Raw genomic sequence first — 24,388 nt, 5'->3', positions numbered from 1 at the left:
GGGAAGCATTGACAGGCAAGCCTCCATTCGCCATGGAGCGCCCTCCAAGCACGAAATCGCCCGACGATGGCGACTTTCCGATGGACAGGTGGCCGAGTGGTTAAAGGCAGCAGACTGTAAATCTGCCCGGGTTTCCCGTACGCTGGTTCGAATCCAGCCCTGTCCACCACGACCCTTTTTGGGATGATCGTGGAATGCGTTAGAAAACCTCTTAACTCGGATCGAAATTCCTGCGCAGATCGCCTGCGTCCGCGGCGTGTCGTCTGCAACCAGCATGGAATGCGGGGAAGGGGACAGATAGGGAATTGTACATCGATTCTCACCGCGCCAAGCTGCCGGCGCTGCAGGAGGCTGCAGAAGGCACGACGCTCATCGCAGCGGGACGCAATACCCCGGGCGCAGGTGATCTCTCCGGCACGGAGGTGTGTCGACTACGTGAATAGACCTGCTCATTGCGCGTGGCCCCAGCCATGTCTGTTGGGACATGGCTGGGGCATCGTCGTGCAGACGATCTGTGTTGTGCCGGGACCACAGGGAAGCCACGCAATGAAGCTTCAGCGTTGACGCACCCCAGGACGAATCTTGTACTGCATCGCTGAGGCAAGGCGCTAATGCATCAAATCAGCATGAGTGGCGGTTCGACACCCGCCATCATCCGTCCGTACATCTCGTAGTTGCTCGGCGCCGACACCAGCGGGTGGAGACTGCCTACCTTTACGTCCTGCCACAGCCGGTTGCCGATGTTGCTCAGCCACGAGAAGGAGCCGCCGCTGACCGTGCCGAGCTGGTCCACGCCCTCCCACATCAGGCGTTCGGCAAACGCTGTGTCGCGACGGATCTTCGCACGGAGCTCGATCGGCATATAATCCGGTCTGGCTGCCCAGTCGTCCATCTCTCGCACCCCATCTTCGATCAGCAGGCGCGCGGCTTCGATTTTGGCGGTGGCTTCGCCGATCTGGAGGTGGGTCACGGGAGCTTCCGCAGCGTTGGTGTAGGGCGTGAGCTTGATGTCGCGTCTGGGCAGCGTTTCCATGAAATATTCCACCATATGCTGGCTCGCGCCGATCAGCGGGTATGTCAGGATGCTGGCCATCAAAGGCATGAACGCAACGCGGGAAGCAGCGCCCGAGTGTGTCCGCGGATAGGTTCCTTCCGCGATGGGTACGAGGGGCACGATCCGCTCGTTGGGAATGAAGACGTCCTCCATCGCGACGTTGGTGCTGCCGCTTCCCCTGATTCCGCTGGTGTTCCAATCGTTAAGCAGCTTCACGTCGCTCATCGGGACCAGAGCGATTCCGGGACCGATCTCATTTCCCTTGTCATCAAACATCGGCACGCCGAGCATGTCCCACGTCGCCTCGTAGACCCCGGAATTGAAGAACCATGTACCCTTTTCGACGTGAATGCCGCCCTCGACCGGCTTGATTTTGACGGCCCGTCCGGTGAAGATCCCCGCCAGCGTTGCATTGGGGTCCGCAAACACTTCATCGACGATGTGCTCAGGGAAATAGCTCGAGAAAGCCCAGTTGCACGATGTAACCAAAGTGACCGCCCAGGCAACGCCGGCGTCGCCGCGACCAATTTCGACGACGGTATCCATCCATGTTTTCATGTTCGCTTCGAGGCCGCCATAACGTGCGGGCACGGTCAGTTTATAGGCGCCTGCCTCGCGCAGCTTTTCGACGATATGGGCTGGCGGTCTGGCGAGCCGGTCGGATTCCGATTGCGCGGCGCGCAGATCGGGAACGAGTGCGCGCACTTTGTCGACGACGCTCAGAGCGGGCGTATGGGTAAGAGGGGTGACCGTTGCCATTCGCTTGATCCTCAAAATAGATGATTTGTCTATTTTGTTTATCAGCCGATCATAGGGACGTCAAGCGGTGCGCTTAGGAACCTGCCGTGTTCACCTTCACGCCGAGCAGCTTGCTCGCGTTACGCCATGCGAATGCTTCCTTTTCGTGATCGGCTATCGGCAGCTTTTCCAGCCACGCGCGTGCCCCGCTCATCGTCAGGTAGGGGTAATCAATGGAGAAGACGACCCGATCGATCCCCATGATCTCGCGTATGAACAGAAAGTGCGGGAGATCGAGCATTCCGCTCGGTCCGACCCATACCTGATCGCGGTAGGTCTGGCTGATGGTCCGCGAAAGTCCGGTCACTTCGCGCGGCATGGTATCGTCCAGGCGCTGCAAGTAAAACGGCACCATTTCGCCCCAGTGCCCACTGATGATCTTGAGATTGCGATGACGGTCGAGAGCGCCGGACAGGATCAGGCGGATGACCTGAATCCCCGCCTCATGATGCCAGCCCCACCCGAAAAGCGGAAAACGCGCGTCCACTTCCGTATTGAAACCACCGTAATAGGGCTTTCGCACCGCTTCCAGTGGGGGACCGGGATGAATGTAGATCGGTGCATCGAGCCGCGCGAGCTGCGCGAGAACGGCGTCGAAGCGTTCGTCGTCGATGAATTTTTCGTCATGGGGACGCCCGCTCAGCAAAGTCGCGGGCAGCCTCAGTTCCTTCACGCATCGCTCTGCCTCGCGCGCGGCGGCGTCCGGATCCTGCCAGGGCAGGGTAAAAAATGCGGAAAGGCGCCCAGGGTGGTCCTTTGCAGCCGAGGCCAGACGGTCGTTCGCTGCTTTGATCAGGTCGACCCCGTGCTCTGCCGGTGCGAGCTGAGGAGTATTGCTGAGCGACATAACCTGCATGTCGATCCCGGCCGCATCCATCGCCGCAAGACGGACCGAAAGGGGTGCCGCAGCGATCTTGATCGAATCCGGAACAAACGTCAGGCTTGGTCGATCAGTAGGAAAACGCGCCGGATCCTCGCGAAAGCGGCTACCCAACCCGCTGAAATAGGGAATCTGTGCGGCAAAGGCCGTCATCGTTGCCTGAGCGACAGCGACGTCGTTGACATGTTCTTCAAGGCAGATGATCGGCATCTTTGCTGATCCGTCCTGTTCCTTAGTCTCGACCTCGGCCTTGGCCGTTGGGTTTGCGGCAGTTGAAGTACTGCCAGCCGAGGCTGAGCCAATCGACAGTCCCATGCCGATGGCCGCCGTGCCGACCAGTGCCTCGCGGCGTGTGGTGGTGAGTCCCGTCATCATCCCTCCTCGCAGGCCACCTGTCTGGCCTTCACGCCGCACCATTTACAAAAAACACATAATGATCAATATGAAATCGTATCAGCCCAGCGATTGGGAGGTGGCGTCGGCGATTCCGGATGTTTCTGTCCGCGCGGGGAGGGGCATGCGGTATCATTTGCGGAACAGAGAATTAATGCTAGCCGGGTGGCTATGAAACCGATCGAGACACTGGATAATCAGGACCACCGCGTCCGCGTGGCGAAGATACGTCGAGAGCGCATGACCGAGCGGTTGTTGCGAGCCACGATGGAATGCTACGCCGAGCATATACTAACCGGCCCCCCCTCGGTTGATGAGGTCATTGCGCGCGCGGATGTCTCCCGCGCGACGTTCTACAAATATTTTGTCTCGGTGGATGAAGCGATAGAGCGGCGGGCTGGCGACCTTGTCGATGAGATGATCGAAAGTCTCAAGCATCTCGTGGTTGACCAGAAACGACCCATCATGCTGTTCACCATTTCGCTGCAGCTGTTTTTGATGCGTAGCGTGCTCGACAGGACGTGGGCCGCCTTCGTCGCTCACAGCGATATGTTGCGCACCGACGGCGCTCTGTTTGACGGCATCACCCAGCATCTTGCGGAGGCCTCCGCGCAGGGCGAGGTCCATTTCATGGACGCCGTCGCGGCCCGCACGCTGGCCATCGGAGCGATGCGGGAAACCATCCGATCCAACGCGCGATCCACAGAGGTCCGGCGCGAATTCGTGGACAACATCATGTCGATCATTCTTATCAGCCTTGGCGTGCAGAGAGAGGAAGCTCGCGCTCTGGTCGGGGAGGCAACCATCTTCATCCGCGGCGCCGCGCCCGATCGGCTCAGCTGGTGGCGCGATCCCTGGCTGCAATGGCGCGAACACGCCTGACTCAAGGGCGGGGCGGCCAATGCAGGACGTCCCTATGCTATTAATTCCCCGGCGAGGTTAAACTCGCCGGGGGGAGTTCAATCCATCAGAACGTGGTCTTGGCCCGAATGCCGAAGGTCAGCGGATTGCCCGGCCGCCCCCAATGACCGGCGGGTGTCACGCCGGAGAAACTGAACACAGGTTCGTCTTCCAGGTTGTTCGCATAAAGCTGAACCTCAATCCCGGAATCCGGCGATTGATAGGTCACCCAGATGTCCGTCGACATGGTGCCGTCCACCCGGCTACCGATCACACCTGTCGTGTTCAATGTCTGGGCACTGCGGATGCGCGTGCGAATGCCCGGGGTTATGACGCCGCCGTTCGAGGTTTTCAGCGCGTGCGTGTAAGACAGGTTGGCTGCCCATCGCGGCGCAAAGGGGGTGTCCGCGCCACTCAGGTTGCTCGCCGGTATGTTGAAAGGGCCGAACACAAATCCAGGTAAAGCAAAGTCTTTCCAGGTGGAATGCGTGTATGTCAGGTTTCCGCTGAACGTGCCACCATCGCCGATCCGGACGGAGCCATCGATTTCCGCGCCATAGCTCTCCTGCTTGGCTGCATTGTAGGTTACCAGAGCAAAGGCGGGACGCGGATTCACAAAGCCGAACTGCACCTGCTGGACATCGCGATAATCCCAGTACCAAGCCTCCAGGTTGAGCCGCACGCGATTATTCGCAAAGACGTTCTTCGACCCGATCGTATAAGCTGTCATGCTTTCGGGGTCGAAGCTGTTGGGCAGATCTCCCGGATTTACAGGCGGCAGCCCGACGTTGAACCCGCCCGCCTTGTATCCGGTGGCGACGGAAGCATAGAGCAGGCTATCGGGTGATACGTCATATTCCAGACCCACGCGGTAGCTGATGTCTTCGAAATTGCGATGGGCAATGGACGGCAGCACCGGCTGGCCGGGGAGGGGGTTCTGGTTCAGGTCGAGATTTCGAACAAACCCATCCAGATCCTTGGTCTCATTGGAATAGCGCGCTCCGCCCGTGATCCGGAACTGATCCGTGAGATTGACGGTGACCTGACCAAAGGCGGCAAAGGATTTGAGGCCCAGGTCGTTGGTCTGTTCGCGCTGAAGAACGCCCGGGCGCGACCCGAGATCGGTGTAGCCGTCCTGCGTGTCATCCAGATAAAGTCCACCAATGATCCAGCTTATCGTCTGCTTCCCCGGAGAGGCCAAACGCACCTCGACACTTTTCTGTTTGTCGCTGTTGTCGATGCGCTGTTCGAACCCACCCGTGTACGTGAGCGCGCGATAGCTCGTGTCCAGATAGGCGGGAATGACTGTGAGGGTCGCAAAGTTCAGATTGGCTTGAAATTCCGCGCTCAGGATCAGGCTTTTGAGGTTCTGATGGCCGTTGGTCGGGACCCGATCGAAAAAGTTGGGCGGCCCCTCCTTCACGAACCATGCATCATTTGTGAAGGTGGAGCCGGTCGGCGAATTCAGCGACACGTCCCCTGAACCCTTGCCATGATCGCGATAATAGCTGGCGGTCAGAAGAAGGGATATATCGCTCGACGGTTGATAGAGCGCACGCAACCGACCGGAGTAATTGTCCGCATCATTATATCCGTTCGACAGATAGCCGTCGCGCTTAGTTGCCTGCACCGCGCCGCGCAGGGCAAAGGTGTCGGACAGCGGCACATTCACCATCGCCTCGCCACGGAAGAGGTCGTAGTTGCCCGCTTCGACCTCTACGCTCCCTTCGAGATTGAAACTCGGCCGGTTGGTAATGATGTTGATGGCGCCCACCGTTGAATTGCGGCCGTAGAGCGTGCCCTGCGGCCCCTTGACGACTTCAACCCGCGCGAGGTCATAATACGCGCCGTTCACCGACACCGGCCGGGCGATGGCAATGCCATCGATCGAATACGCCGCCGCCGGATCGGCCCTGACGTTCGCCACGGGCGCACCAGCACCCCGTACGAAGAGCGCCAGTTGCTGGCCAACGGTCGAGAGTTGTACGCCCGTGGTGACATTGGTCAGCTTCGTGGGATCGTTAATCTGAGCCGACGCCATCTGACTGCCAGACAGAACGGCGATGGCCAACGGCGTATCCTGCACCGTGCCTTCGCGGCGCTGGGCGGTGATGATGATCTCGTCTTCATACGCCGCCGCCTGCTCGGTTGTCGGTGCCGGGCTTGCAGCTGCCCCGGCGGTGTTCGCGTCCTGCGCAAAAGCTGTGGCCGAAAGCAGCAGGCACGGCAGAAGCGAGACCGATGCGTAAAGTTTACCTGTCATATTCATTTCTCTCTCCCCGAATTATGTGTCTGTCGAAAAACTGTGGATACGTCCGGTGCGGCCTTTGGATCACGAACCAGTCAGCCCTTCTTCCGCGCATGACTGGCGACTTCTCGCCGAATGCGTGCCAATCGCGCCAAGCGGCGGTGACCTGTCCATCGATAGGGTGACGTGTTCACGCAGGAAACCCGCAGGTATCTCGCTTGGCCGGATGCATGCATGCGCAAAGTGATCGACCGCAGGCGTAGCCCGGCGCGCAGGCAACTGCGAACGCAGCGCTGCCCTATCGATCCCGATTGCGCCTCTTCGGTCAACGCCCAAAGCCATCTCTCCCGTCTCGAAACTCTTCCGCGGTTGACGTGCTCAGGCAACCTTGAGTTTCATTAATGTCATAATGACATTAATGCTTTTATGATGTCAATCGAAAAGATTTCTTGCCGCAGCCTATGTCTTTAAACGTCCCTGCGGGCCCGGCATTCCTCGGTTTCATGAGCGCAGGATGTCACTGTGCAGGGCGGGTGGGCGATCGGAAAGGAGGTTTCAGAGCGATTTTTGCTCCGGTTGAGTGCTGTCAACGGCTTATTCTTATGATTACGCAGCGATTCTTGATCGTCACATGTCCTTGGCCTGCCTGGAACTCTCTTCCAGCAAGTGTTCTGTGCGCCCCGCGCAATGGCTAGGGAGCGGATCGAAACTGTGCAGCCGGGCCATCGGTTTTCCACCAGCTCAATTTGGCGGGAGCAAGCTTGCACAGTCGTTCGAAGCTGTGGACGACGGATTTTTCCGCCTTGTGATGGGATACTCCGAAGCTCTTGAGCACCATCGCCGCCATATCCTGTATATAGCTTACATCATGCTCTCCGGCGATAATCCGCCGAATCGCTTCATGCTTTGCTCCCATCAACAGATCGGCGGCCGTATCGACGGACTTAACAAAATAATCGCCGGTCTGGATGCCCAACCGAATATCGCCTTTGACCTTGCTGGCGATCTGGTTCTGCTCTCCGTTCAACAAATCCAGGTGTATGATGAACGCACCCCAATTTGGATCAATCAAAGAGCGCGAAAGAAACGTCTGAAAGCCGGTGGCCGTGCGCAGAATGGGGTCATCGAGAACGTCGTATACCGACGATATGCCAACCGTCATCTCCTCGGCCAGCTCGGAAGCGATTTCGATTACGGCTTCATCAAGTGTTTCAAAATACTTGTAAAATGTTCCTCGCGACACCTCGGCGTGGCGCACGACATCTTCGATCACGGTGGAGCCGGTCAGCTTGCGCCCCGAGCATACCGCAATGATCGATTGCATCAGGTGCGCACGCATTCGCTTGCGCTTCTCTCGCGCTACACGAACCCGATGATCCTCTTGCGGTTTCGTATCGGCTGTCCCGGGAAGCGATGCATTCCGCAGCGGCGCCATGATTTCTCGCCCTGTCTCAATCGTCATTTCCACAGTGACGTAGCAGCATTTTCCCACCGGTCAACGCCCGCTTCAGTGCAGCGGGGAGGTCATCCGCAGGTCCCTTGGCCGATGTCGACGGATGCTCTTCCGCAAGAATGACCCGAGTGGCGTCGTAAAATCCCGCCGAAACGGCCTTGACTTGGTAATATCAAAACTGTCATTATGACACATAGGACATTATAAGTTTGGGCTAGGGGAGTAGGACTGACATGAGCATCGACGTTTATGACGTTATCCAGGTGGGCTACGGCCCCGTCAGTGAATCGTTGGCGTTGATGTTGGGCCGCCAGGGCCGCCAGGTTGCCGTGGTCGAGCGCTGGACCACGCGCTATCCTCTCCCCCGTGCCGTTTGCGTCGATCACGAACTCTATCGGGTGCTGGCGGCCAACGGTATGGGAGAAATCCTGCCCTCGGTCACACAACCCGGACCGTTATACCAGTGGTTCAACGCCGACTGGAAAGAGCTTCTGGTGATCGACTGGTCTTCGCCATCGATCTCGGGTGGACCAGAGGTGAATTTCGTCCATCAGCCGACGCTGGAGCAGGCTCTTGAAGACGCCGTGCTTCAGCAGCCGACGGTCGATCTGCATCTCGGCTGGGAAATGACTGGGGCGACGCAGGATCGGGACCTCGTCCATGTTCGCCTCCGCCATTGCGAAACCGGCGAGGAGAAGACCCTTTCTGCGCGATACCTGGTGGGTTGCGACGGGGCCAATTCGCTGGTGCGCGAAACAGTCGGTGGCGAACGCGAGGATCGCGGATTTGAAGCGGACTGGCTGGTGATCGACGTCATGCTCAAGGACGGGGCGACGATCGAAAAGCTGGGGCTTCCCGCAGCAGGCCAATATTGCAACCCCACCCGTCCGACTACCATCGTACCGGCCGGCATCCGCGGCGACCGGGTGTTTCGGCGCTGGGAATTCATGCGGCTTCCCGGAGAGCGCATCGAGGATCTGGAGAGCGAGGAGAAGGTATGGAGCCTGCTCGAACGCTGGGCCGGGCCAGAGGACATCGAAATCGTGCGCCACAAGGTGTACAACTTCCGCTCATTGATGGCCAGCAAGTGGCGAGCGGGGCGGATCATGGTCGCGGGCGACGCTGCGCATGTGATGCCGCCCTTTATGGGGCAAGGCATGTGTGCGGGCATGCGCGACGCCTGGAATCTGCAATGGAAACTGGGCTTCATTCTTGACGGCAAGGCGGACGACCGCCTGCTTGATACCTATGAGATGGAACGGCGGCCCCACGTTAGCCAGGTTACCGACATTTCGATCTATCTCGGGAAGATAATCTGCATCCCTGACAGTCAGGCCGCGGCGGAGCGCGACAAGGCGTTTCTCGATGGTTCGGCGGAACCTCCTCCGCCATTTCCCTCCCTTACCTCGGGGATAGTGCAACGGGCAGCAGACGGTTCCCTGGCCAAAGGTGCCGGATTGCTTTCGCCCCATGTGACGATCGAACGGGGCGAAGACCGCATGCGCCTGGACGCGTTCGTCGGGGCCAATTTCGCGCTCTACTGTGGCGGGGTCGATCCCTACGCATTCCTGAACCCCGACGTCATCCAGACGCTGGCGGCGCTCGATGTGCGCATCGTGTCCTTCGATCGGGACGCTCCGGACGGCTTCGTCGATCTCGACGGCAGGATGAACGTCTTCTTCGCAGCGAATGGCTGGAGCGCCATGTTAGTTCGCCCCGACTTTTATGTTTATGGCGGGGCCGTCACGCCCGACGACCTCCCATCGCTGGTCGATGACTTTCTGTCGGATCTAAAATCAGCCGGCTTTATAATACCGGTGCCGCCGTCGACATCCGCGACCGCGGCCCAAACATCCAGCACCGCGATGTTGGCAAGCCAGCCAGACTGAGACGGAACCGCACTCCACTCTTGCAGGAAACCCATAATATGAAGCTTATTCGTTACAGCCATGACGGTGAAACCCGCATCGGCGCACTCAAGGAAAATGGTGTCGTTGATCTGGCTGCGGCTGGCGCGCCCTGGCGGTCGATCCGTGAAATCGCGGAAGGTGGCGAGAAAGCGCTTGCCGATCTGAAGGACATCGTCGCGAACGCGGAGCCTGTGTTGACCCTCGACGCGGTCAAACTGCTTCCGCCGATAGAGCGTCCCGGCAAATATCTCGCGATTGGCATGAACTATGCCAAGCACTTGGAAGAGGCGGACAAACTCGGCGTTGCGCGCAGCAAGAACCAGGTTTGGTTCAACAAGCAGACGACATGTATTTCCGGGCCCTATGACGAAATCGACCCCGGAGTGACCGAAAAGCTCGACTATGAGGTCGAGCTGGTCGCAGTCATCGGCAAACCGGCCAAGGGTGTCACGGAAGACGAAGCACCCGCCCATGTGTTCGGCTATTGCGTCGGCAACGACGTGTCGGCGCGTGACTGGCAATTTCACTCGGCCACGTTCACCATGGGCAAGTCGTTCGATACGCATGGGCCGATCGGGCCCTGGATCGTGACCGCCGATGAAGTCCCCGATCCCCACGCGTTGAGATTGCGTTGCTGGGTCAATGGTGAACTGCGGCAGGACAATAATACCGCCAACATGATCCACAATCTGTGGGCGCAGATTGCCTACCTGTCGACGGCCTTCACATTGGAAAGCGGAGATCTGATCGCCACAGGCACGCCGGAAGGTGTGGGCGTCGGCAGGGAGCCGCAAGTCTTTCTGCAGCCGGGAGATCTGATCCGGTGCGAGGTCGAATCCATCGGCGCCATCGAAAACAGGGTCGCAACGATCTGACCAGAGGAGAGGATGTCATGGCAGTATTGGGACTCTTATCGCTGACGCTCGAAATTCCGGACTTGGAAGTGGGGGTGCGCTTCTATTCCGATGCGGGCCTCGTCGCTATGGTGGAGGGAAACCGCGCCCATATGCGCTGCAAGGAGCAGGATCGCGCGTCGATCACCCTTATCGGCGGAGCGGCTCGGAAGCGGCTCCACCACATTCAGCTCTGCGCAGAACGCCTCGATGAAATTGCCCTGGACGTCCAGCGGCTCGGAGGGCGGGTTACCGAAGCACCTGCAGGCTTCGATCCGGAAGGGTTATGGGTGCTCGATCCCCACGGCATGCTGTTTCACCTTTGCGAACATCCGGCCGATAACGAGTTAGCCGTTCCATCCACCCCCTTCGAGATCAACGGACCGGGCCGCATTGTGCGCAAGCGCCGTTCCGCGATCCTGCCGCAGCGGAACTACGCCCCCGTCAGGCCATTACGGTTGGGCCATGTCCTTGTCTTCACGCCGGACGTCATGGCGAGCGTGGAGTTTGTGACGCAAGCTTTCGGAATGGGGTTGGCTGACCGGGCACAGGATATCATTGCCTTCACCTGCGTGCGCAGGGACAGCGACCACCATGTCATAGCGTTCGCCAAATCAGGCGGTGTTGGATTCCATCACGCCAGCTTTCAGGTTGCCGATCCGGATGAAGTCGGTCGGGGTGGACGCGCATTGCTGGCAAAGTCGCGTCGCGGCGACTGGGGCTTCGGGCGACACACGATCGGATCGAACTTCTTTCATTATATACAGGATCCATGGGGGTCCTGGTTCGAATATTATTCCGATATGGACCACATAGACGATTATGTCGCATGGACACCGACAAACTACGGCATGGAGGACTCTCTCGCAAGTTGGGGACCCGAGGTGCCACATGATTTCGTTCATAACTACGAACTGGATGGCGAACCCTTTTCGCGCGAGGTGGTGATCCCCACGGAAGCCGTTTGAACCTGCGCGCTTGGGCGGCGCTTCTCCCTCATCAAGGTCCGAAATGGCGACAGATGCCACGGCCGCGCTTGCGCTTGGACGCGTGGGGCCTATGATCGCGTGGGACAGAAGAGGAACGCGATATGGTGCTGTGGCAGACGCCGGCCCTTGTGATGATAATCGGCTATCTGCTGGGTTCGATCCCATTCGGCATCATCCTGACGCGGATCGCCGGGGTTGGGGATTTGCGGCAGATCGGATCAGGGAATATCGGTGCGACCAACGTGCTGCGGACAGGTCGCAAGGGGCTGGCGGCGGCGACATTGTTGCTCGATGGGGCGAAGGGTGCCGTGGCGGTCTTCCTCGGCTGGCGGTTGATGGGCGGCGATGCGCTCGCCAATGGCGGAGCGATGGCCGGCTTGATGGCGTTTCTGGGTCATTGCTATCCGGTGTGGCTCCGCTTTGCCGGGGGCAAGGGCGTGGCGACAATGCTCGGCGTGGTGGCCGCGCTCCACTGGCCGGTCGGGCTGGTGTTCGCGGGAACATGGGTCGGGATGCTAGCCCTTACGCGGATCTCTTCGGTTGGCGGCATGGCGGCGGCCGCGAGCGCGCCGGTGGCGGCGGTGGCGCTGGGACGGCTGGATCTGTTCGCCCCAATGCTGGCGATGGCCCTGGTGGTCCTATGGCGACACCGGGCGAATATGGGGCGGCTGGTCAAAGGCATCGAGCCCAGGGTTGGAGCGAAAACATCGCGTGAGCCAGAATCTTCCGGCGCTGAAACTGCCTGACCTTGGCGGGCGGGGGGCTGGATCAGAACGGGTTTGACCGGCTACGGCTGGCCCGTTCGCCGCGCATCGGCCCTGTCACCTGGGCTTCGCTGATCGCGCGATTCGGCTCCGCGTCAGAGGCCTTGCGCATGTTGCCAGACCTCGCGAAGCGCGGGGGCGCCAACGGCGCGCAGGTGGCGGATGAAGGAACGGTCGCGCGGGAGGCCGAGCGGGTATCGGCGCTAGGTGCCTCCTATCTGTTTCTCGATGATCGTGACTATCCGCCGCTCCTCGGGCAGATTGACACCGCGCCGCCGGTGCTGATCGTGCGGGGAGACATGGCCCTGCTCGAACGGCGTTGCGTCGGCATGGTGGGTGCGCGCAATGCTTCCGCCGCCGCGTGCCGCTTTGCCCGGATGCTGGCGCAGGACCTGACGCGCGAAGAGGTGGTGGTCGTGTCCGGCCTGGCGCGGGGAATCGATACGGCGGCGCATGTCGGATCGCTGATGAAGGGCACGATCGGCGTCATCGCGAGCGGGATTGACATCGCATTTCCACCCGAAAATGCGCAGCTGCAGGAGGATGTGGCGACGCACGGCCTGCTGATCGCCGAGCAGCCGCCTGGCGCGGAACCCCGCGCGCGCAACTTCCCTTATCGCAACCGGATCATTGCGGGCTTGTCGCTGGGAACGGTGGTGGTGGAGGCCGCGCCGAAGTCCGGCTCCCTCATCACAGCGCGGCTGGCGGCGGAGGCGGGGCGGGAGGTAATGGCTGTGCCCGGTTCTCCCCTTGATCCGCGTGCGCAGGGGTGCAACCTGCTGATCCGCGAAGGCGCAACGCTGGTACAGAGCGCCGCCGACGTGATCGAGGCGATAAGCCATCTGGACGATCGCATGGTGCGATCGCCGACGCCCCACTGGTCCGCTGGACCGATCGACAGTGACGTGGCGGATGGCGACCGCAAGCGACTGCACGCGCTTCTCGGCCCGGTGCCTGTGCAGGTCGACGAACTGGTGCGGCAGGCGGGACTTGCCCCCGCGATCGTGCAGACGGTGCTGCTCGAACTGGAGCTGGCCGGAAGGCTGGAGCGCCATGCGGGGGGGCGGGTGAGCCTTGCGTAATGCGGACAGCCCCCTAGATGGACGAGATCAATGATGCTTGACGCCGGGTCGGATTCCCCTCCACCCTCGCGCGTACACGTGAAGAGGTTCCTTTTACTCCATGCAGCTTGTCATTGTTGAATCGCCGGCCAAGGCGAAAACCATCGAGAAATATCTGGGTTCGGATTATCATGTGCTCGCATCCTACGGGCACATCCGCGACCTGCCGGCAAAGGACGGATCGGTTGATCCCGATGACGGGTTTGCGATGTCGTGGGAGAATTACGGGGACAAGGGCCGCCAGTTAAAGGCTATCGCCGACGAGGCCAAGAAGGCCGACCGTCTGATCCTCGCGACCGACCCTGACCGTGAGGGCGAGGCGATCAGCTGGCATGTGCTGGAGGTCCTGAAGGCCAAGAAGGTCGTGCCGCAGGCGGTGGAGCGCGTGACGTTCAACGCCATCACCAAGCAGGCGGTGACCGAAGCGATGGCGCGGCCGCGCGAGCTCGACCATGACCTGATCGATGCCTATCGCGCACGCCGTGCGCTCGATTATCTGGTGGGCTTCACATTGTCCCCTGTGCTGTGGCGCAAGCTGCCCGGCGCCAAGTCGGCAGGGCGCGTGCAGTCGGTCGCGCTGCGGCTGGTGGTGGAGCGCGAGCGTGAGATCGAAACCTTCGTAGCGCAGGAATATTGGTCGGTCGCCGCCGAGATGGAGCAGGACGGACGCGCGTTCACGGCGCGGCTGGTCCGCTGGAAGGGTGAGAAGATCGACCGGCTGACCATCGGCAAGGAGGGCGATGCGCTCGCCGCCAAGGCCGATGTGGAGGCAGGGCGCTTTACGGTCGAGACGGTCGAGACCAAGCCCGTCACGCGCAACCCCCCGCCGCCGTTCACCACCTCGACTTTGCAGCAGGAAGCGGCGCGCAAACTCGGCTTCTCGGCCAGCCACACGATGCGGATCGCGCAGCAGCTCTACGAGGATGGTGCAATCACCTATATGCGGACCGACGGCGTACAGATGGACCACAGCGCCATTTCCGCCGCGCGCAAGGCGATTACCGATCGCTATGACGGGGGCTATCTCCCCGAAAAGCCGCGCCAGTATCAGACCAAGGCGAAGAACGCACAGGAAGCGCACGAAGCGATCCGGCCGACGGATTTCGCTCGCGACAAGGTGGGTAGCGGCGACCACGCGCGGCTTTACGATCTGGTGTTCAAGCGCGCGCTGGCGAGCCAGATGGCGTCTGCCCGCATGGAACGCACGACCGTTGAGCTGGTCGACGGCACGGGCAGCCATGCCCTGCGCGCGACGGGGCAGGTGGTGATTTTCCCCGGCTTCCTGTCGCTGTACGAGGAGGGCACCGACGACAGCGATGATGACGAGGGCAAGCTGTTGCCCCGTCTCACCGCAGGGGATTGCCCCGCCAAGAAAGCTGTCAACGCCGAGCAGCATTTCACCCAGCCGCCGCCGCGCTATTCCGAGGCGTCGCTGGTTAAGCGGCTGGAGGAGCTGGGTATCGGGCGCCCGTCGACCTATGCCTCGACGCTCCAGACCCTCAAGGACCGCGACTATGTGCGGATCGAGAAGAACCGCTTTTACGCCGAGGAGAGCGGGCGGCTGGTGACGGCGTTTCTGGAGCGCTTCTTCGAGCGCTATGTCTCCTACGATTTCACCGCCGGGCTGGAAGACGAGCTGGACGAGATTTCCGGTGGCCGTGCGCAGTGGCAGGCGGTGCTCGACGCGTTCTGGAAGGATTTCAAGCCCAAGACCGCCGAGGTGATGGAGCAGAAGCCGTCCGAAGTGACGGCGGCGCTCGATACCTTCCTCGCGCCGATGCTGTTCCCCGACAAGGGCGATGGCACCGACCCGCGCGCCTGCCCGCTGTGCGCGGACGGCAAGCTGGCGCTGCGCGGTGGGCGCTTTGGCGCGTTCATCGCCTGCTCCAATTATCCCGAGTGCAAGTTCACGCGCAAATTCGGCCAGCCCGGCGGATCGGGCGAGGCGGACGCGGGGCCGCAGATCGTCGGCCAGCATCCCGAAACGGGCGCGGATATCGTCCGCAAGGCGGGGCGCTTTGGTCCCTATATCGAGATGGGCAGCGGCGCAGAGGCGAAGCGCGCGTCGATCCCCAAGGATCTGGGCGATGGGCTGGATATCGACTGGGCGGTGAAGCTGCTGAGCCTGCCGCGCGAAGTGGGCAACCACCCGGAGACGGGGAAGCCCATCGTCGCCAACCTGGGGCGCTATGGACCCTATTTGCAGCATGAGGGCAAATATGCGCGGCTGGCGTCAACGGCCGAGATTTTCGAGACGGGCATGAACGCCGCCGTCGCGAAGCTCGCCGATGCCGCCAACAAAGGCCCACGCGCGGGTGCGGCATCCCGCGAGCCGCTGAAGGTGCTGGGGGCGCACCCGCGCACCGAGGCGGAGATCAAGCTGATGGAGGGCCGCTATGGCCCCTATGTCACCGACGGCACCACCAACGCGACCCTGCCCAAGACGATCGACAAGGACGCCCTGACGCTGGAAGAAGCCGCGCAGCTGATTGATGCCCGCGCGGCGGCCGCTCCGGCGAAGAAGGGGAAAAAGAAGGCCGCGCCGAAGAAGGCTGCGGGTGGCGCGAAGAAGGCGGCGGGGAAGAAGGCCGCGTCCAAAGCGAAGTCGTAAGGAATTGTTAATACCCCTGAAGGATAAAATTGCCTTATCTTTCGGAGTGTTATCATGGATTACGGTAAAAATTTGGGCGTTTCACTCGCGGGAGCGATATTGTCACTCGCGAGTGTAAGCCACGCATGGGCGCAAATGTCACCTGCTCCCACACCTCCTGCGATCTCTATTCCGCCGTCTTTCCCTCGATCTGTCAGAGAAGAGCCTCGGCCCGTTGAAACATTAAGGCTCATCATAATCCAGCGAGGTCAGACAATGGTGAACCAAGTTTTACGTATTGGCGGCTGGGGGAACGCCAACCTGTCGATTTCTCAACCGTTGAGTGGTGCCGTTATCCAATGTCCTCCAGGCCGAAGCCGGTCCAGCCAGGAGCAAATCTCCATTTCCATTACGGCCGTTCGCTATGATGCCGGAAAAAACCTCTACGACATCAACATTCGGTATTCGAAAGCGGAAGAAAACAGCGATTGTCCGAACAAAGCGGAGAGGTCAATCACGTTGCGACAGACGTTCGAGTGGCTTGGCAAACCAATCGACTTCAGGATGGATGACGACTTTCAGGTGAAGCTGGTGCCGTAAGGCTGACGAAACTATTCCACCCAATCCAGGCCGATATCGCGATAGACGCCTCGGTCGTCTTCCCAGTCGGCCTTCACCTTGACGTGGAGATAGAGGTGCACCCGGCATCCCAACAAAACGGCCAGTTCTGCCCGCGCTTTTGAACCGATTTCCTTCAGCCGCGCGCCGCCCTTGCCCAGGATGATGGCGCGCTGGGTGGGGCGGGCGGTGAGGATCTGCTGGTGGATCTCGACGCTGCCATCGTCGCGCTCGGTATATTTCTCTGTCTCCACCGCGCAGGCATAGGGCAGTTCGGCGTGGAGCTGGTGGTAGAGCTGCTCGCGCGTGATTTCGGCGGCGAGCATGCGGTCGGTCGCGCTCGATACCTGATCGGCGGGGAAGTGCCATGGTCCCTCCGGCACGGACGCGGCGAGGGCGGTCTTGAGTTCGGGAAGGCCGTCGCCGGTCGCGGCGCTGACGAAGTAGATGTCGCGGAAGGTCAGCAGTTCGTTCATCCGCTGCGCGTGGATGAGGAGCTTGCCCTTGTCGGCAATGTCCACCTTGTTGAGGATGAGGATCTTCGGCTCGCTGCGGTGCTTCAGCCCCTCGACGATTGCTTCCAGCTTGCCGCCCAGCCCGCCCTTGGCATCGACGACCAGCGCGATGAGGTCGGCGTCCTGCGTGCCGCCCCACGCCGCCTGCACCATTGCCCGGTCGAGGCGGCGCTTGGGCGCGAAGATACCGGGGGTGTCGACGAGGACGAGCTGCGTGTTCCCCTCCAGCGCGACGCCGAGTACGCGGGTGCGGGTGGTTTGCGCCTTGGGGCTGGTGATCGCCACTTTCTGACCGACCAGCGCGTTAACGAGGGTGGACTTGCCCGCGTTGGGCGCCCCGACGACGGCGATGACGCCGCAGCGTTCAGCGCCGGAATCGAGCGAAGGGGAATTCATGCAATTTGCTCCAATAGGGTACGCGCGGCGGCAGTTTCTGCCTCCTGCTTCGATGCGCCAGTCGCGCTGGCCTCACCCACGTTCGGGATCGAGACGGTGACGGTAAAGCGCAGATTATGGTGGGGCCCGCTGCGGTCCGTCAGGACGTAGACGGGCGACTTGCGACGATTGGCGGCGGCCCATTCCTGCAGTTCGGATTTGGGATGCTTGGGGGCGTGCGCCGCACCCTCGACCTTGGTGGCCCACAGACGGCGGATGAGCGTGCGGGCATCCTCCAGCCCGCCGTCGAGGAAGAGCGCGCCGATGAGCGCCTCCATCATATCGCCGAGCACATTGGTGCTGTCGTTCGCGCCATCGTCGCGCGCCTGCTTGCCGAGGATCATTTGCGCGCCGATGCCGAGGTCGCGGGCAATGTCGGCGCAGCTCTCGCCCGAAACGAGCATGTTGAGGCGGCTCGACAATTTGCCTTCGGGTTCGTGCGGATAGAGATCGAACAGCCATTCGCCGATGACAAGGCCGAGAACCCGGTCGCCGAGAAATTCCAACCGCTCATAATGGTCGGCCGATGCGCTGCCGTGGGTCAGGGCCTGTTCGAACAGGGCGGGCAGGCGGAGCGGGCGCCCGATCAGCGCCCGGATCCAGTCGCTGCGCGCTTCTGCGGTCAAAGGCCAGCCCTCATCAGAAGGCTTCCCCGACACGATCCCAGCGGGCGGCGGTGAACCATGTCCACGGCAGGAGCCAGCTGGCGCTGCCGTCGGTCGAGAACACGGACACGAGCGCCTTACCGACGAGATTCTCTTCGGGCACAAGGCCGATCCCGCCGCCCTGTTCCGCAGGAAAGCGGCTGTCGGCGCTTCGGTCGCGATTGTCGCCCATCAGGAACAGTTTTCCTTCGGGCACGACAATACTCGTCCGGTTATCGGCCGCCCCGTCCTGAACGAGGTCGAGCACGTTGTAGCTTTTGCCGTTGGGCAAGGTTTCGCGGTATTGCGGGTAATGGCAAGTGGATTTGCCCGCGACGGTCTTTTCAAATTCCGCGCGGAAGCAGGGGCTGTCCCCGCCCTCGCGCGCAGTCGCCTCGATCATGTTTTGCGTCACGGGAATGACGAGATCGTCGATCCGGCGTTTGGGGATGGCGACGCCGTTGAGGATGACCGTCCCGTTCTGCACCTGGATGATATCCCCGGGCAGGCCGATGACCCGCTTGATGTAGTCGTCGCGCTGGGTCGGTGGTGCCTTGAAGACCACCACGTCGCCGCGCTCGGGTGCCTTCGCAAAAATGCGCCCGGGGATAAGCGGGATGCTGAACGGCAGCGAGTATCGCGAGTAGCCATAAGGCCATTTCGCCACCAGCAGATAATCGCCGATCAGCAAGCGAGGCTGCATCGATTCAGACGGAATATTGAACGGTGCCACGATGAAGCTGCGCAACACAAACACGAACAGGCCGAGCTTTACGAGAAAGGTCAGAAAGTCGCGGGTCTCCGATTTTTGGCTCATATGGTCCTTGCCTGCGTGCGAACTATCTTGCGGGCTTTGCGTCGCGCCTGTGTTCAGGTCAAGCATATGCGTGTAATTGCACCCCGATTCGGTCCTTATCGGACCAGTCGCGCCCCGTACAGGAGTTCTCCTATGACCAGTGCCGCATGGGCCGAGATTGCCGCTTTTCCGACACCTGACCTGCGCACGGTTTTCGATGACGACGCCGGACGGCTTGACCGGATGACCATGGCGGTGGGGCCGATCCGCTTCGACTGGTCGAAGACCCATTTGACCCCGGAGGTGACCGGCGCGTTTCTGAAGCTCGCGGAGGAGAAGGACTTCACCATCCGTCGCGACGCGCTGTTTGCCGGGGCGCTGGTCAACAATACCGAAGGCCGCGCCGCCGAGCACACGGCGGAACGCGGCGAGGGCGCGGCTGACAGCGTGGCGCGGGCGCGGACATTTCACAACCGGATGCGCGCGCTGATCGACGCGATCGAGGCCGACGCGCTGGGACCGATCCGGCACATATTGCATGTCGGCATCGGAGGGTCGGCGCTCGGGCCGGACCTGATCGTCGACGCACTGGGCCGCGACAGTGACCGCTACGACGTGGCGATCGTGTCCAACGTCGATGGATGCGCGCTGGAAGAGGCGATCAAGGATTTCGATCCCGCTGCAACGATCCTCGCAGTGGCGTCCAAGACGTTCACCACCACCGAAACCATGCTGAACGCCACGAGCGCAATCAACTGGATGACCGAAAGTGGCGTCGAAGACCCTTATGGCCGCGTGATCGCCCTGACGGCGGCGCCGGACAAGGCGATCGAATGGGGCGTCGACGAGACGCGCATCCTGCCGTTCAGCGAAAGCGTCGGCGGGCGCTATTCTCTGTGGTCTTCAATCGGTTTTCCGGCGGCGCTGGGGCTGGGATGGGACGCGTTCGAGAGCCTGCTCGAAGGGGCGGCGGCGATGGACCGGCATTTCCGGCTAAGCGCGCCGGAAGCCAATGCACCGTTGATCGCGGCGTTCGTGGACCAATATTACGCGCGTGTTATGAAGTGCCAGACGCGCGCCGTTTTTGCCTATGACGAGCGGCTGCGGCTGCTGCCCTCCTACCTCCAGCAGCTGGAGATGGAGAGCAACGGAAAGAGCGTAACGGCGCAGGGCGAACCGGTCGATGGTCCCACCGCTGCGATCACCTGGGGCGGGGTTGGCACCGATGCGCAGCATGCGGTATTCCAGCTTTTGCATCAGGGCACCCACATCGTGCCGGTCGAGTTCATTGCGGCACGGGAGCCAGGGCATACGCTCGATCTGGCGCATCATCAGGTGTTGCTGACCAACTGTTTCGCGCAGGGCGCGGCGCTCATGCAAGGGCGTCCCAATCCGGACGATCCGGCACGCGCCTATCCCGGCGGGCGGCCATCGACCACCATCCTGCTCGACGACGTAACGCCGGAAGTGCTCGGCGCGCTGATCGCGTTCTACGAGCATCGCACCTTTGCCAATGCGGTGTTGATGGGGATCAATCCGTTCGACCAATTCGGTGTCGAATTGGGCAAGGAAATCGCCAAGAGCATCGACCAGAAGGGGCCGTCGGGTTTCGACCCGTCGACCATGGCACTGATAGAACTGGCCCTGGGGGTAAGCGCGGCATGAGTGCATTTGATTTCGACCTCTTCGTCATTGGCGCCGGTTCAGGCGGCGTGCGTGCGTCGCGGGTCGCGGCGGGGCATGGCGCGCGGGTCGCGGTGGCCGAGGAGTATCGGGTTGGCGGCACCTGCGTCATCCGGGGTTGTGTGCCCAAGAAGATGCTCGTCTATGGTGCGCATTTTGCGGAGGATCTCCACGATGCCCGCCGCTTCGGCTGGGATGTGCCGCATTGCGCGTTAGACTGGGCGGCGCTGCGCGACACGGTGCTGGCCGAGGTCGATCGGCTCAATGGACTCTATCAGCAGACGTTGGACAACAACAAGGTCACGACCTTTCATGAACGTGCCACGGTGACCGGACCGCAGGAAGTGACGCTGGCAAGCGGGCGGAAGGTCAGCGCGGAACGCATTCTGGTCGCGACCGGCGCTTGGCCCATGGTGCCGGAGTTCGAAGGAGCCGAGCACGGGATCACGTCGAACGAGGTGTTTCATCTCGATGCGCTTCCCAAGCGCGTGGTGATTGCCGGCGGGGGCTACATCGCCAATGAATTTGCCGGGATCTTTAACGAGTTCGGATCGACGGTCACGATCGTCAACCGGTCCGACCAGATCCTGCGTGGCTATGACGAACAGATCCGGGACCGTTTGCTCCAGATCAGCATGACAAAGGGTATCCAGTTCCGTTTCAACGCCCCCTTCCAGCGCATCGACAAGACGGAAAGCGGAGCGCTGACCGTGCATCTGGGCAGCGGCGACCCGATCGAATGCGATCTGGTGCTTTACGCAATCGGCCGGAAGCCCAAGAGTTTCGACATCGGACTGGAGACTGTCGGGGTCGAAGTCGACGCGATCGGTGCGATCAAGGTGGACGAACAGAACCGCACCAATGTGGCGAGCGTCTATGCAGTTGGCGATGTCACCAACCGGGTGCAGCTGACGCCGGTCGCGATCCGCGAGGGGCAGGCGTTTGCCGACACAGTGTTTGGCAACACGCCGCGCACGGTCGATTACAGTTGCATTCCCTCGGCCGTGTTCAGCCATCCGCCGATGGCCGGTGTCGGCCTGACGGAAAGTCAGGCGCGCAATGCACTGGGGACAATCAAGGTCTACACGTCTGATTTCCGGCCGATGAAGAACGTGCTCGCCGGGCGGAATGAGCGGGGCCTTTACAAGATGATCTGCGATGCGACCACCGACAAGGTCGTCGGGCTGCACATGATCGGCCCGGACGCGCCGGAAATCCTGCAGGCGGCGGCGATCGCGGTGAAGGCTGGTCTGACCAAGCAGGATTTCGACGACACGGTCGCGCTGCATCCGAGTATGGCGGAAGAACTGGTGCTCATGAAATGAGCGGCAGGGCTTGACTGCCTTGGCGGTTGCGGGTGTTCCGATAAGCGAGCTGTTATTGCTGCTCGTCTCGCTCGTTGCGGCGGGGGCCGTGAGCGGGTTGCTGGCAGGGGTTTTCGGCGTGGGGGGCGGTACGGTCATCGTGCCGGTACTTTATGAGGTATTCCGTCTTATGGGCGTACCAGAAGAGGTGCGGATGCAGCTGTGCGTCGGCACCTCGCTCGCGATCATCATACCCACATCGATCCGTTCGTTTCGTGCGCATCATGCCCGAAACGCGGTAGATATAGCGGTGCTGAGGACCTGGGCGATACCGGTGATCATCGGCGTGGCGCTGGGCGGGGCGATCGCGGCGGACGCCCCCGCATGGCTTTTTAAGGGTGTGTTCGTGGTCGTCGCGACAATCCTGGCGGTCAAGCTGCTGTTCGGGCGGGCTGACTGGCGATTGTCGAACGACATGCCGGGCCGGGCGGTGATGTGGCTGTACGGGCTGGTGATCGGGAGCGCGTCGGCGTTGATTGGCATTGGCGGCGGATCGATTTCCAACCTGTTGATGAGCGTGCACGGGCGGCCCATTCGCCAGTCGGTCGCCACGTCATCCGGCCTCGGGGTCATCATATCGATCCCCGGCGTAATTGCGTACATTATTGGTGGTTGGCCAAAGATGGCGATGCTGCCGCCGCTGTCGATCGGTTACGTATCGCTGACAGGGGTGCTTTTGATGGTGCCGACGTCGATGCTCGCCGCACCCTATGGCGTACGGATCGCGCACGCGCTGTCGCAGCGACGGCTGGAACTGATACTGGGTCTGTATCTGCTGTTCGTGGCGGGGCGGTTTTTGTTCGCGATGCTGAACTAAGCTACTCGATCGAATAGGGCACGACGTCGCGCATATTGGGATCGACCCGGATCGGCCGGTCGGTTGGCGGGAAAGCGCGCTGGTCGCATCCCTGACGCGGGCACAGACGGCATGTAATGCCGATCGGTGCGGCGGCCGCCTCGTCGTGAAGCTGCATGCCGTCCGCATAAATGAAGTTGGCGGCATGCTCGACCTCGCACCCCAAAGCGACCGCATAGCGGCGGGGCGGGCGGGAATAGGTGCCCGAGGGCTTCACGAGGCCCTTGGCCATCGAGACATAGCGCACGCCATCCGGGGTTTCTCCCAATTGGGTGAGGATACGGTCGGGGACGCCGACGGCTTCATGGACAATCCAGAGCGGGCAGGCGCCACCGAAGCGGGCAAATTGCAGGCGCGTGGCGCTGTGACGCTTGGTGATATTGCCAGCCATGTCGACGCGGCAGAAGAACAACGGAATGCCGCGCATGCCGGGGCGTTGTAGCGTCGAAAGGCGGTGGCAGGCCTGCTCGAAGCTGACCCCGAAAGCGCGGGCGAGCCGGTCGATGTCGTGTCGCAGTGTGCGGGCGCTGGTGCGGAACTGACGATAGGGCATCATCAGCGCGCCTGCCGCGTAATTGGCGAGCCCCACGGCGAGCAGCCGGTCCGCTCCGGGCGCGGGGATCGCGGCCGCGCTTACCAGTGCTGCGATCAGGTCTGCGGCCTCGCCCTGCATCAGGCGATGCGCCATCAGGAATTTGCGGCTTTCCTCTGGTGCTGCGGCGTTGACGAACAGGCGTCGTTCGGCCGGATCAAATGCACGCAAGAGTGACCCATGGGCCTCCCCGACGTGGACGGTGGTGTCCTGCATGCTGGCAAGCGCATCAACCAGCGCTGTCTCGCTCACGCGATCGGGCGAACCCAGGCGGCCGTGGACATCCTCTGCCATGCAGTCGAGCTCATGTACATAATTGCCCGCGTCGTGAAACCAGTCGCGGACCGCTTCCCAGGGCAGGCGGGCATGCGCGGTCATGTCGTTGGCGATGGCTTCCTCGACCATGTTAAGGCGCTCGTGCGTCTGGCGGAAAGCACGATGCAGGTCGACATAACGGGCGGCGAATTCGGGATATTGCAGATGGAGCTTCTCGATCCGCTCCGGTTCCAGAGTGGGTCCGGCGACATCGGGCTGCGCGAGGGCATGAACGAACGCGCCCAGGAGCTGCTCGCCTTCCCGATCGTCGAAGGCGGCCCAGTCGACGGGATAGGCCTGCGCGAGCGCAGCCTTGACCTTGGCGGTCAGCGGGCGGTCATCGGTTTCAAGCTGGCTGAGATAGGAGACCGAGATGCCGAGGATCGCTGCCATCGCTGCCTGATCCATGCGCTGGTCCAGCCGGAGCTGGCGGAGTTGCGCCCCTGCGAAAAGTCTGTTGCCCCGTGCCATCCCCGCGTCATAATTTGCAAAATGGCTTTTTGCAATTTGGCAAATTCACATTTGCGCTTGGCCGCAAACACTGAAAGAGCGCATGGTCTGGCTAGCGCGAAGGGGC

The 24,388-nt window shown here is 61.5% G+C and carries 19 protein-coding genes and 1 tRNA gene; 12 read left to right on the top strand and 8 right to left on the bottom strand.

Translation table 11 applies throughout. The annotated features are described in order from the left end of the window. The first annotated feature begins 82 nt into the window (after positions 1-82). A tRNA-Tyr gene (locus tag FHS92_RS05160) sits at positions 83-169 on the top strand. 447 nt (positions 170-616) lie between these two features. On the opposite strand, the gene FHS92_RS05155 is transcribed toward FHS92_RS05160, so the two are convergent. Next, the gene (locus FHS92_RS05155; protein WP_184078083.1) at positions 617-1,813 is read right to left on the bottom strand and encodes an acyl-CoA dehydrogenase family protein; all 1,197 of its coding nucleotides are present in this window, start codon (positions 1,811-1,813) and stop codon (positions 617-619) included. Positions 1,814-1,886: 73 nt separating this feature from the next. Beyond that, entirely contained in the window at positions 1,887-3,104 is a 1,218-nt protein-coding gene (locus FHS92_RS05150) for an amidohydrolase family protein (RefSeq protein ID WP_221230884.1), read from the bottom strand. Positions 3,105-3,290: 186 nt separating this feature from the next. Here FHS92_RS05150 and FHS92_RS05145 point away from each other — a divergent pair, with 186 nt between their 5' ends. After that, entirely contained in the window at positions 3,291-4,007 is a 717-nt protein-coding gene (locus FHS92_RS05145) for a TetR/AcrR family transcriptional regulator (RefSeq protein WP_221230883.1), read from the top strand. 85 nt (positions 4,008-4,092) lie between these two features. Here the strand turns inward: FHS92_RS05145 and FHS92_RS05140 are convergent, their stop codons facing one another. Further along, a complete protein-coding gene (locus FHS92_RS05140; protein ID WP_184078079.1) occupies positions 4,093-6,288 on the bottom strand; it encodes a TonB-dependent receptor in 2,196 nt (731 codons plus the stop codon). Positions 6,289-6,964: 676 nt separating this feature from the next. Then, positions 6,965-7,708, bottom strand: coding sequence for a TetR/AcrR family transcriptional regulator (locus tag FHS92_RS05135; protein WP_221230882.1), 744 nt, complete (start codon positions 7,706-7,708; stop codon positions 6,965-6,967). Positions 7,709-7,959: 251 nt separating this feature from the next. Here FHS92_RS05135 and mhpA point away from each other — a divergent pair, with 251 nt between their 5' ends. The 7 genes from mhpA (at position 7,960) to FHS92_RS05100 (ending at position 16,593) form a co-directional block, all read left to right on the top strand. Then, positions 7,960-9,615 (top strand): bifunctional 3-(3-hydroxy-phenyl)propionate/3-hydroxycinnamic acid hydroxylase MhpA, encoded by a 1,656-nt coding sequence (gene mhpA, locus FHS92_RS05130; RefSeq protein ID WP_184078075.1) that lies wholly within the window; start codon positions 7,960-7,962, stop codon positions 9,613-9,615. 38 nt (positions 9,616-9,653) lie between these two features. Beyond that, positions 9,654-10,511, top strand: a complete 858-nt coding sequence (locus tag FHS92_RS05125; protein ID WP_184078073.1) for a fumarylacetoacetate hydrolase family protein — start codon at positions 9,654-9,656, stop codon at positions 10,509-10,511. A gap of 17 nt (positions 10,512-10,528) precedes the next feature. Beyond that, on the top strand, positions 10,529-11,497 hold the full coding sequence (locus FHS92_RS05120) for a VOC family protein (protein WP_184078071.1): 969 nt from the start codon (positions 10,529-10,531) through the stop codon (positions 11,495-11,497). 122 nt (positions 11,498-11,619) lie between these two features. Beyond that, on the top strand, positions 11,620-12,264 hold the full coding sequence (gene plsY, locus FHS92_RS05115; protein ID WP_184078069.1) for a glycerol-3-phosphate 1-O-acyltransferase PlsY: 645 nt from the start codon (positions 11,620-11,622) through the stop codon (positions 12,262-12,264). A gap of 17 nt (positions 12,265-12,281) precedes the next feature. Then, positions 12,282-13,364 (top strand): DNA-processing protein DprA, encoded by a 1,083-nt coding sequence (gene dprA / locus FHS92_RS05110; RefSeq protein ID WP_343056678.1) that lies wholly within the window; start codon positions 12,282-12,284, stop codon positions 13,362-13,364. Positions 13,365-13,464: 100 nt separating this feature from the next. Further along, positions 13,465-16,014, top strand: coding sequence for a type I DNA topoisomerase (topA, locus tag FHS92_RS05105; RefSeq protein ID WP_184078067.1), 2,550 nt, complete (start codon positions 13,465-13,467; stop codon positions 16,012-16,014). 54 nt (positions 16,015-16,068) lie between these two features. Then, positions 16,069-16,593, top strand: coding sequence for a hypothetical protein (locus FHS92_RS05100; RefSeq protein ID WP_184078065.1), 525 nt, complete (start codon positions 16,069-16,071; stop codon positions 16,591-16,593). An 11-nt stretch (positions 16,594-16,604) separates the two neighbouring features. Here FHS92_RS05100 and era read toward each other — a convergent pair whose 3' ends face one another. From era to lepB, 3 genes are read right to left on the bottom strand one after another with little or no spacing between them, the layout of a single operon-like run. Further along, on the bottom strand, positions 16,605-17,522 hold the full coding sequence (era, locus tag FHS92_RS05095; protein ID WP_184078063.1) for a GTPase Era: 918 nt from the start codon (positions 17,520-17,522) through the stop codon (positions 16,605-16,607). After that, positions 17,519-18,187, bottom strand: a complete 669-nt coding sequence (rnc, locus tag FHS92_RS05090; RefSeq protein ID WP_184078061.1) for a ribonuclease III — start codon at positions 18,185-18,187, stop codon at positions 17,519-17,521. The genes era and rnc overlap by 4 nt, the downstream gene beginning before the upstream one ends. Before the next feature lie 13 nt (positions 18,188-18,200). Then, positions 18,201-19,022 (bottom strand): signal peptidase I, encoded by an 822-nt coding sequence (lepB, locus tag FHS92_RS05085; protein ID WP_184078059.1) that lies wholly within the window; start codon positions 19,020-19,022, stop codon positions 18,201-18,203. Positions 19,023-19,154: 132 nt separating this feature from the next. Between lepB and pgi the strand changes: the two genes are divergently transcribed. The 3 genes from pgi to FHS92_RS05070 are packed head-to-tail and all read left to right on the top strand — an operon-like array spanning position 19,155 to position 22,865. Beyond that, positions 19,155-20,666, top strand: coding sequence for a glucose-6-phosphate isomerase (gene pgi, locus FHS92_RS05080; RefSeq protein ID WP_184078057.1), 1,512 nt, complete (start codon positions 19,155-19,157; stop codon positions 20,664-20,666). Further along, the gene (gorA, locus tag FHS92_RS05075) at positions 20,663-22,009 is read left to right on the top strand and encodes a glutathione-disulfide reductase (protein WP_184078055.1); all 1,347 of its coding nucleotides are present in this window, start codon (positions 20,663-20,665) and stop codon (positions 22,007-22,009) included. The genes pgi and gorA overlap by 4 nt, the downstream gene beginning before the upstream one ends. 10 nt (positions 22,010-22,019) lie before the next feature. Next, positions 22,020-22,865, top strand: a complete 846-nt coding sequence (locus FHS92_RS05070; RefSeq protein WP_221230881.1) for a sulfite exporter TauE/SafE family protein — start codon at positions 22,020-22,022, stop codon at positions 22,863-22,865. Position 22,866: 1 nt separating this feature from the next. Here FHS92_RS05070 and FHS92_RS05065 read toward each other — a convergent pair whose 3' ends face one another. Next, the gene (locus tag FHS92_RS05065) at positions 22,867-24,282 is read right to left on the bottom strand and encodes a helix-turn-helix domain-containing protein (protein ID WP_184078053.1); all 1,416 of its coding nucleotides are present in this window, start codon (positions 24,280-24,282) and stop codon (positions 22,867-22,869) included. Between the last annotated feature and the right edge of the window lie 106 nt (positions 24,283-24,388).

It is taken from the genome of Sphingobium subterraneum (assembly GCF_014199435.1).
GTDB classification, from domain to species: domain Bacteria; phylum Pseudomonadota; class Alphaproteobacteria; order Sphingomonadales; family Sphingomonadaceae; genus Sphingobium; species Sphingobium subterraneum.
The sequence above is the reverse complement of the archived record's forward strand: the minus strand, read 5'-3'. Positions and strand labels throughout refer to the sequence as shown.